The 9,031-nt window shown below is 70.0% G+C and carries 7 protein-coding genes and 2 pseudogenes; 5 read left to right on the top strand and 4 right to left on the bottom strand.

What is annotated here, in order from left to right; translation table 11 throughout:
• Together A5714_RS17450 and A5714_RS17445 are read left to right on the top strand one after the other, a co-directional pair.
• A pseudogene (locus A5714_RS17450) lies at positions 1-549 on the top strand (ABC transporter ATP-binding protein); the annotation flags it as partial.
• On the top strand, positions 546-1,148 hold the full coding sequence (locus A5714_RS17445; protein WP_068287173.1) for a suppressor of fused domain protein: 603 nt from the start codon (positions 546-548) through the stop codon (positions 1,146-1,148). The pseudogene A5714_RS17450 and the gene A5714_RS17445, both read left to right, overlap by 4 nt.
• Before the next feature lie 147 nt (positions 1,149-1,295).
• Here the strand turns inward: A5714_RS17445 and corA are convergent, their stop codons facing one another.
• A complete protein-coding gene (gene corA / locus A5714_RS17440; protein WP_068069635.1) occupies positions 1,296-2,402 on the bottom strand; it encodes a magnesium/cobalt transporter CorA in 1,107 nt (368 codons plus the stop codon).
• A 190-nt stretch (positions 2,403-2,592) separates the two neighbouring features.
• Here corA and A5714_RS17435 point away from each other — a divergent pair, with 190 nt between their 5' ends.
• The 3 genes from A5714_RS17435 to A5714_RS17425 all read left to right on the top strand — a co-directional run bounded on the left by A5714_RS17435 (position 2,593) and on the right by A5714_RS17425 (position 5,758).
• The gene (locus tag A5714_RS17435; protein ID WP_068287170.1) at positions 2,593-3,582 is read left to right on the top strand and encodes a malate dehydrogenase; all 990 of its coding nucleotides are present in this window, start codon (positions 2,593-2,595) and stop codon (positions 3,580-3,582) included.
• 110 nt (positions 3,583-3,692) lie between these two features.
• Positions 3,693-4,892: an NADP-dependent malic enzyme gene (locus A5714_RS17430; protein ID WP_068287167.1), complete on the top strand. Its 1,200-nt coding sequence runs from the start codon at positions 3,693-3,695 to the stop codon at positions 4,890-4,892.
• Positions 4,889-5,758: a glycine betaine ABC transporter substrate-binding protein gene (locus tag A5714_RS17425; protein ID WP_068287164.1), complete on the top strand. Its 870-nt coding sequence runs from the start codon at positions 4,889-4,891 to the stop codon at positions 5,756-5,758. Before A5714_RS17430 ends, A5714_RS17425 begins: the two co-directional genes overlap by 4 nt.
• 9 nt (positions 5,759-5,767) lie before the next feature.
• On the opposite strand, the gene A5714_RS17420 is transcribed toward A5714_RS17425, so the two are convergent.
• The 3 genes and pseudogenes from A5714_RS17420 to kgd all read right to left on the bottom strand — a co-directional run.
• Complete coding sequence (locus A5714_RS17420; protein ID WP_068069599.1) at positions 5,768-6,619, bottom strand: SDR family oxidoreductase; 852 nt, start codon at positions 6,617-6,619, stop codon at positions 5,768-5,770.
• Positions 6,620-6,728: 109 nt separating this feature from the next.
• Positions 6,729-7,556, bottom strand: coding sequence for an SDR family oxidoreductase (locus A5714_RS17415; RefSeq protein ID WP_068069601.1), 828 nt, complete (start codon positions 7,554-7,556; stop codon positions 6,729-6,731).
• 91 nt (positions 7,557-7,647) lie between these two features.
• Positions 7,648-9,031, bottom strand: a pseudogene (gene kgd / locus A5714_RS17410) (multifunctional oxoglutarate decarboxylase/oxoglutarate dehydrogenase thiamine pyrophosphate-binding subunit/dihydrolipoyllysine-residue succinyltransferase subunit); the annotation flags it as partial.

Below are 9,031 nucleotides of genomic sequence, written 5' to 3'. Positions count from 1 at the left end.
ATGCACGCCGGCGTCGCCCAGCAGATCGGCACGCCCGAGCAGCTCTACGCCCAGCCCGCCAATCTGTTCGTCGCCGGATTCATCGGTTCGCCGGCGATGAACTTCTTCCCGGGCACGCTGACACCCATCGGGGTGACGCTGCCCTTCGGCGAGGTGATGCTGGAACCGGACGTCCGGGCGGTGATCGCGGGGCACCCGCAACCGCGCAGCGTCATCGTGGGGGTGCGGCCCGAGCACCTGGTCGACGCCGCGCTGATCGACGGCTATCAGCGCATCCGGGCGCTGACGTTCGAGGTGAAGGTCGACATGGTCGAGTCGCTGGGCGCCGACAAGTACGCGTACTTCTCCACCGGCGGGTGGGCCGCCCACTCGGCCCAGCTCGACGAGCTGGCCGCGGAGTCGGACGCCCACGAAAACCAGTTCGTGGCAAGGGTTCCCGCGGAATCCACGGCGGCCATCGGGCAGCCGCTGGAATTGGCGTTCGACACCGCCAAGCTCGCCGTCTTCGACGCCGACTCCGGCGCGAACCTGACCATCGAGGCGCGGTGACCCAGATCCTGGACCGGGTGCGCGCCCACCTGCGCAGCCATTTCGCCGACGACCAGCCGGCGTCGGCGAGCGTCACCTTCCTGGGCACCGAAACCATCCAGGTGCTGCGGTTCCGCGGCACGGACGACGTCGCGCACTACGCGTCGCTGGGCTGCTCGCGCCACCCGATGGTCGACCCGACGGAGATCGTCGCCGACCCAGAACGCGGTCCACGCGCGGAAGTCGTTCTCTCCCTGCGCAACCCGGGTCCGGTCAGCGGGCTGGCCCGCACCCTCGCGGTGCTCGCAGCGACCCCGGCCGTCGACGGGCTGGTGCTGGTCGCCGACGCCCTGATCGACCTCGGCTCGCCGCTGTGGGCGTGGCCGCCGGAGTCGGCGCGCCGGGTGCCGTTCACCGCGGTGCTGCTGGGGCCCAGCGACATCGAGGACCTGCCGCTGGATCCACCCCGCGACCCGGTCCGGTTCCTGTCGGCGACGCCGATCACCGCGACCGAGGCCGCGTGGGTGCGGCTCAAGGGCGCCGAGGCGATGCGGCAGGCGTGGGTCAACGACGGGGTCGACGTGCTGAACCCCAATCGCCCGGCGGCGCAACCCCGTTGAGCGCTTCCCGTTGAGTGCCTCCCGTTGAGTGTGCGCACACGGCGGAGAAATCGCGGAAATCCCGCCATCAGCGCACACGCAACGCCATCAGCGCACACGCAACGCCATCAGCGCACGCGCAACGCCATCAGCGCACGCGCAACCGCGTCACAGCCAGTTGTTGCGGCGGAACTGGAAGTACAGCGCCAGGCAGGCGAGCGTCATCAGGCCCATCACGCCCGGATAACCCCACGTCCAGTCCAGCTCCGGCATGAAGTGGAAATTCATCCCGTAGATGGCGGCGACCATGGTGGGGACCGCCAAGATACCGGCCCAGGCGGCCATCTTGCGCATGTCGTTGTTCTGCTGCATCCCGACGCGCGCCAGCGCCGCCTGGATCAACGAGTTCAGCATGTCGTCGTAGCTGGCGATCTGGTCGGCGGCCTCGGAGTGGTGGTCGGCGACGTCGCGCAGGTAGCGCCGCACCTCCTTGGAGATGACGTCCTTGTTCTCCACCTGGATCCGGTGGAACGCGGCCGACAGCGGGTTGACGCACCGCCGCAGCTCGACCACCTCGCGCTTGAGCAGGTAGATGGGCTCGACGTCGATCTTGCTGCCCGGGGCGAACGCGACCTCCTCGATGCTGTCGATGTCCGACATCATCAGGCTGCTCACCTCGAGGTAGTGGTCCACCACCCGGTCGGCGATCGCGTGCATCACCGCGTACGGGCCCAGCCGCATCTGGTCGGGATCGTTGTCCAGGCGCTTGCGGACCTCGGACAGGCCGCCGTGTTCGCCGTGGCGCACCGTCACCACGAAGTCTTTGCCGACGAAGACCATGATCTCGCCCGTCTCGACGATCTCGCGGGCCAGCACCACCGACTCGTGCGGAACGTAGTTGACGGTCTTGAGGACCAGGAACAGCGTGTCGTCGTAGCGCTCCAGCTTGGGCCGCTGGTGTGCGCACACCGCGTCCTCCACCGCCAGGGGGTGCATCCCGAACACGTCGGCCGCCTCCTGCATCTGCGCCAGGTCGGGCTCGCGCAGGCCGACCCAGACGAACCCGTCGTGGCCCAGCGTCTCGATCTCCCGCACCTTGCTCAGCGCGGCGGCGTAGTTGAATTTGCCGGGCAGGCGGTGCCCCTCGGCGTAGACGGCGCAGTCGATCAGCGCGTTGTTGGGTGGATGCGGCGGCGCCGACTCCGGCTTGGGCTGCGACGGGGGATGCGCCAGCGGGCGGAGCACTTCGGGCAACGCGTCAAACCCTTGGAACACGTCCACCTCCGATCGCCGCGCAGGTCAGGCCAGGCGGTGGACATGCTACGCGCCAAAGGTTCCGGGAGCGTGCCGATGCAAAGGGCGCAAACGGCTGCGGTGCCGGACCGGGGATCGGCGGCGAGCAAGGGTGCGCTAGTTTCGAGCCGAACCCCGAATCTGCACACATCTCCACGAGGAGTACATCGACGTGAGCGCAAGTCCTCTGAAGGTCGCCGTCACCGGCGCCGCCGGCCAGATCGGCTACAGCCTGTTGTTCCGCCTGGCGAGCGGCTCGCTGCTGGGTCCCGACCGCCCGATCGAGCTGCGGCTGCTCGAGATCGAGCCCGCCCTCAAGGCGCTCGAGGGCGTCGTGATGGAGCTCGACGACTGCGCGTTCCCGCTGCTCTCGGGCGTCGAGATCGGCGCCGACGCCAACAAGATCTTCGACGGCGCCAACCTGGCCCTGCTGGTCGGTGCCCGCCCGCGCGGCCCGGGCATGGAGCGCAGCGACCTGTTGGAGGCCAACGGCGCCATTTTCACCGCCCAGGGCAAGGCGCTGAACTCCGTCGCCGCCGACGACATTCGCATCGGCGTGACCGGTAACCCGGCCAACACCAACGCGTTGATCGCGCTGAGCAACGCCCCCGACATCCCCAAGGAGCGGTTCTCCGCGCTGACCCGCCTGGACCACAACCGGGCGATCTCGCAGCTCGCCAAGAAGACCGGCGCGAAGGTCACCGACATCAAGAAGGTGACCATCTGGGGCAACCACTCGGCCACGCAGTACCCCGACATCTTCCACGCCGAGGTCGGCGGCCGCAACGCCGCCGAGGTGGTCAACGACCAGAACTGGATCGAGAACGACTTCATCCCGACCGTCGCCAAGCGCGGCGCGGCCATCATCGACGCGCGTGGCGCCTCGTCGGCGGCCTCGGCCGCGTCGGCCACCGTCGACGCCGCCCGCTCGTGGCTGCTCGGCAGCCCGGAGGGTGACTGGGTGTCGATGGCGGTCTACAGCGACGGCTCCTACGGCGTCCCCGAGGGCATCGTGTCCTCGTTCCCGGTGACCACCAAGGGCGGCAACTGGTCCATCGTGCAGGGCCTGGAGATCGACGAATTCTCTCAGAGCCGCATCGACAAGACCACCGCCGAGTTGGTCGAGGAGCGCACCGCCGTGACGGAGCTCAAGCTCATCTGAGCGCACCCCTGACGCCGGGAATCCGCCGCCCATGGCCGGGTTCCCGGCGCCGCGGGCTGCCGCGATTTCGCAATTAGGCCTACTAATGGGTAGTCAGTACGCTGGGGCGAGTGTCCGAATTGCTTGAATCGATACAGAACCGCGCCGAGCAGGGCGGGATCACCGATGCGGAGATCTTCGAGGCACACGTCGGCGGGAAGCTCTCGGTAGGCCCGACGGCGCCGCTGGACACCCAGCGCGCATTGTCGATCGCCTACACGCCGGGCGTCGCGCAGGTCAGCCGCGCGATCGCCGCGGACCACGCGCAGGCCGCCCGCTACACCTGGGCGAACCGGTTGGTCGCCGTCGTCAGCGACGGCAGCGCGGTGCTCGGTCTCGGCGACATCGGGCCCGCGGCGTCGCTGCCGGTGATGGAGGGCAAGTGCGCCCTGTTCCAGGCGTACGGCGGGCTGAACGCCATCCCGATCGTCCTGGACACCAAGGATCCCGACGAGATCGTCGAGACCCTCGTGCGGCTGCGCCCGACCTTCGGCGCGGTCAACCTCGAGGACATCTCGGCGCCGCGCTGCTTCGAGATCGAGCGGCGCGTCATCGAGGCCCTGGACTGCCCGGTGATGCACGACGACCAGCACGGCACCGCCATCGTCGCGCTGGCCGCGCTGATGGGTGCGACCAAGCTGCTCGGCCGCGACATGACGTCGCTGCGCGTGGTGGTGTCCGGCGCCGGCGCGGCCGGCGTCGCGTGCACCAACCTGCTGCTGGCGATGGGCGTGTCCGACGTCACCGTCCTGGATTCGCGGGGCATCCTGCACCCCGCCCGCGAGGACATGAACGACGTCAAGGTCGCGCTGGCGGGGCGCACCAACCCGGCCGGCCTGTCCGGCAGCATGGCCGAGGCGCTGCGCGGCGCCGACCTGTTCCTCGGGGTGTCGGGCGGGGTGGTGCCCGAGGAGATGATCGCCACCATGGCGCCCGAGGCGATCGTCTTCGCGCTGTCCAACCCGGACCCGGAGATCCACCCGCAGGTCGCCGCGAAGTACGCCGCCGTGGTGGCCACCGGCCGCAGCGACTTCCCCAACCAGATCAACAACGTGCTGGCCTTCCCGGGCGTGTTCCGCGGCGCGCTGGACGCGGGCGCGCGGCGGATCACCGAGAAGATGATGGTGGCCGCGGCCGAGGCGATCTTCTCCGTCGTCAGCGACGATCTCGCGCCGGACCGGATCGTTCCCAGCCCCCTGGACCTGCGGGTCGGGGAGGCCGTCGCCAACGCGGTCGCCCTGGCCGCGGAAGTCCCCGACGTCACCGGGTGAGGACCGGCAGGCGCGCCGCCTCGCTGCTCGCCGCCGCGCTCGTGCTGGCCGGTTGCGCCACCCAGGCCGCCGGGACGCGCGCCCGCCCGGAGGTGGTGGTGGGCTCCCAACCCGGCGCCGACGCGACGCTGCTGGCCGGCGTCTACGCCGCCGCGCTGCGGTCCTACGGCTTCGCCGCGAGCACCGCGAGCGCCGGTGATCCGATGGCCCAACTGGATTCGGGCGCGTTCACCGTCGTCCCCGCCTTCACCGGCCGCACGCTGCAGGCGCTGCAACCGGGCGCCGCGGCCACCTCGGACACCCAGGTCTACCGGGCGATGGTGGCGGCGCTCCCCGAGGGCGTCGCCGCCGGGGACTACACCACGGCCGCCGAGGACAAACCCGTGCTATTGGTGAGCCGCTCGACCGCCAAGGCATGGGGCGGCAGCGGCGCCAGCGCGGACCTGACCACGCTGCCGCAGCACTGCGCGGGCCTGGACGTCGGCGCGGTCGCGGGGCACCAGCCGCCGTCGACGGTCGGCAGCTGCCGGTTGCCCGCGCCGCGGGACTTTCCCGACGCCGCGGTGCTGTTTGCCGCGATACGCGCCGGGCAGCTCACCGCGGGTTGGACGACCACCGCCGATCCCGGCATGCCCGCCGACCTGGTGGCCCTGGCCGACGGCAAACCCGCCCTCGTCCGCGCCGAGAACGTCGTGCCGCTGTACCGGCGCAACGCCCTGAGCGATCGGCAGCTGCTCTCGGTCAACGAGGTCGCCGGCGTGCTGGACACCGCGGCGTTGGTCGACATGCGCCGCCAGGTAGCGACGGGAGCCGACCCGCAGGCGGTGGCGTCCGGATGGCTGGCCGAGCACCCGCTTGGACGGTAGCGAACCCGGCTAGCGTTTCGGCAGGAGCCGCGCGACCGTGTCCTTGACCCGGCTCATCACGGGGCCGTTCAGCAGCAGCTCGTAGTTCGGGCCGGCCGCCCGCACCAGCAGGTCCATCGCCTTGACATCCGGCCCGACGAGCACGCGGTGCTTGCCCTTCTGCACGCCCTGCAGGATCAGCTGCGCGGCGCGCTGGGGGGTGGTCTTGGCCTGCTGCTGCTCGAACACCTCGGCCATGCCGGCCTGGTCGAGCCCCTCGGCGAACATGGCGTTGCGGGCGAACCCCGTCTGCACGCCGCCGGGGTGCACCACGGTCACGCGCACCGGGTGACCGGCCCGCACCATCTCCTGCTGCAGCGCCTCGGTGAAACCGCGGATCGCGAATTTCGCCGACACGTAGGCCGCCTGCCCCGGCGCGGTGAACAGGCCGAGCGCGCTGGAGATGTTGACGACGTGGCCGTCACCGGAGGCGATCAGGTGCGGCAGGAAGGCCTTGGTGCCGTTGACTACGCCCCAGTAGTTGACGTCCATCACCCGTTCGATGTCCTTGAACCGGCTGTCTTCGATGGACCCGACGAAGGTGATGCCCGCGTTGTTGTAGATCTGGTTGACGGTGCCGTAGTGCTGCTTGACGGTGTCGGCGTAGGCCAGGAACGCCTCGCGCTCGGTGACGTCGAGCTGGTTCGCCAGGACCGGCGCGCCCAGCTCCTTGAGCAGCAGCTCGGTCTGCGCCAAGCCGTCGCTGTCGACGTCGCTGATCGCCAGCTTGGCGCCCGCGCGGCCCAACTCGGTCGCCAGGGCCTGGCCGATACCCGAACCGGCGCCGGTCACGACGGCGACCTTGGCGGCGAACCCTTGCATGCGGCACTCCTTGCAGGCTTAGTCGCGTTGAGGCTAGCAGCGATTCACCCCGGATAGGCCGGGATGCGCAGTGATCAGCGGCACAGGCGGCGCGTCGCCCCGCGGGCTCCTACTGCTTGGGCATCAACCGGCCCATGACCGGCCCGAACAGCTGCTGGTATCCCGACCCCGTCAGCCGCACCACGATGTCCAGGATCTTGGCGTCCGTGCCCACCAGCACCCGCGCCTTCTTCTTGTGCACCCCGGTCAGGATCACCTCCGCGGCGCGCCGCGGGCTGGTGCGGGCCAGCCGCTTGTCGAAGAGCTTGGCCAGGTCGTCGCGGTCCAGGCCCTCGGCGGCGGTCGCGTTGCGGGCGATCGCGGTCTTGATGCCGCCCGGGTGCACCGTGGTGACCGCGACCGGCTGCCCGGCCGCGGCCATCTCCTGGCGCAGCGCCTCGGTGAAGCCGCGGACGGCGAACTTCGCGGAGTTGTAGGCCGCCTGGCCGGGCACCGCGAACAGGCCGAAGATGCTGGAGATGTTGACGACGTGGCCGTCGCCGGAGGCGATCAGGTGCGGCAGGAAGGCCTTGGTGCCGTTGACCACACCCCAGAAGTCCACGTCCATCACCCGTTCGATGTCCTTGAACTGGCTGACCTCGACGTCGCCGGTGAAGGCGATGCCGGCGTTGTTGTAGATCTGGTTCACCTTGCCGAAGTGCTCATTGACCTCGTCGGCGTAGGCCAGGAACGCCTCACGCTCCGTGACGTCGAGGCGGTCGGCCTTGACCGGCGCGCCGATGGCCTTGAGCTGCTCCTCGGTCTGCGCCAGGCCTTCGGTGTCGACGTCGCTGATCGCCAGCTTGGCGCCCGAGCGGGCCAACTCGACGGCCAGCGCCTGGCCGATTCCCGAACCCGCGCCCGTCACGACCGCCACCTTGCCGGCGAACCCTTGCATGAGCACCCTTTCCCGTCGCCTGCTTTGCGTCGAGGCTAGCCGGTACCGGCGGTCCCCGATACCGGTGGGTGGCGCACCCGTGCCGGCCGGCTCAGCGGAAGGCCGTGTCGAGGATCTCCTGCTGCTCGACGGCGTGCACCTTTGACGAGCCCGACGACGGGGCCGACATGGCCCGCCGCGAGATGCGCTTGATGCCGGCCAACTTCTCGGGCAGCAGCTCGGGCAGCTCCAGGCCGAAGCGCGGCCACGCGCCCTGGTTGGCCGGCTCCTCCTGCACCCAGAAGAACTCGGTGGCGTTGGGATAGCTGTCCAGGGTGCGCGACAGGCGGCCCTTGGGCAGCGGGGCGAGCTGCTCGATCCGCACGATCGCGACGTCGTCCCGGTGGTCCTTGGCCTTGCGGGCGACCAGCTCGTAGTACAGCTTGCCGCTGGTGAGCAGCACCCGGGTGACCGTGTTGCGGTCGCCGACGCCGTCCTCGTAGGTGGGCTCCTCGAGCACCGAGCGGAACTTGAGCTCGGTGAAGTCGCGGATGTCGCTGACGGCCGCCTTGTTGCGCAGCATCGACTTCGGCGTGAACACGATCAGCGGGCGCTGGACCCCGTCCAGGGCGTGCCGGCGCAGCAGGTGAAAGTAGTTGGCCGGTGTCGAGGGCACCGCGATCGTCATCGAGCCCTCCGCCCACAGCTGCAGGAAACGCTCGATGCGGCCCGACGTGTGGTCGGGGCCCTGGCCCTCGTGGCCGTGCGGCAACAGCAGCACCACGTTGGACAGCTGGCCCCACTTGGCCTCGCCGGAGCTGATGAACTCGTCGATGATCGACTGCGCGCCGTTGACAAAGTCACCGAACTGCGCCTCCCACAGCACTAGCGCGTCCGGGTTGCCGACGGTGTAGCCGTATTCGAAGCCCACGGCGGCGTACTCCGACAGCGGCGAGTCGTAGACCAGGAATTTGCCCCCGGTCGGCGTCCCGTCCTTGGCGGTCATGAGGAGTTTGAGCGGGGTGAACTCGACGCCGGTGTCGCGGTCGATGATCACCGAGTGGCGTTGCGAGAAGGTGCCGCGCCGGGTGTCCTGGCCGGACAGCCGCACCAGCTTGCCCTCGGCGACCAGCGAACCCAGCGCCAGCAGCTCGCCGAAGGCCCAGTCGATCTTGCCCTCGTAGGCCATCTCGCGGCGCTTCTCCAGCACCGGCAGCACGCGCGAATGCGCGGTGAAACCCTCGGGCAGGTCCAGGAACGCGTCGCCGATCCGGGCCAGCAGGGACTTGTCCACCGAGGTGTCCAGGCCCGCCGCCACCATCTGGTGGGACTCCACCGACTCGCTGGGCAGGGCGCCGTGCCGCTCGAGCTCGCGGACCTCGTTGAACACCCGTTCCAGCTGGCCCTGGTAATCGCGCAGGGCGTCCTCGGCCTCCTTCATCGAGATGTCGCCGCGGCCGATCAGCGCCTCGGTGTAGCTCTTGCGGACGCCCCGC

Source organism: Mycobacterium sp. E2462, assembly GCF_001672685.1.
GTDB lineage: Bacteria > Actinomycetota > Actinomycetes > Mycobacteriales > Mycobacteriaceae > Mycobacterium.
This window is presented reverse-complemented; position numbering and strand designations above follow the sequence as displayed.

Excerpts from the sequence above, each read along its gene's own strand:
- A5714_RS17415 (WP_068069601.1), bottom strand. The coding sequence starts at position 7,556 with ATGCAAGGGTTCGCCGGCAAGGTGGCGGTCGTGACGGGCGCGGGTTCG.
- A5714_RS17420 (WP_068069599.1), bottom strand. The coding sequence starts at position 6,619 with ATGCAAGGGTTCGCCGCCAAGGTCGCCGTCGTGACCGGCGCCGGTTCG.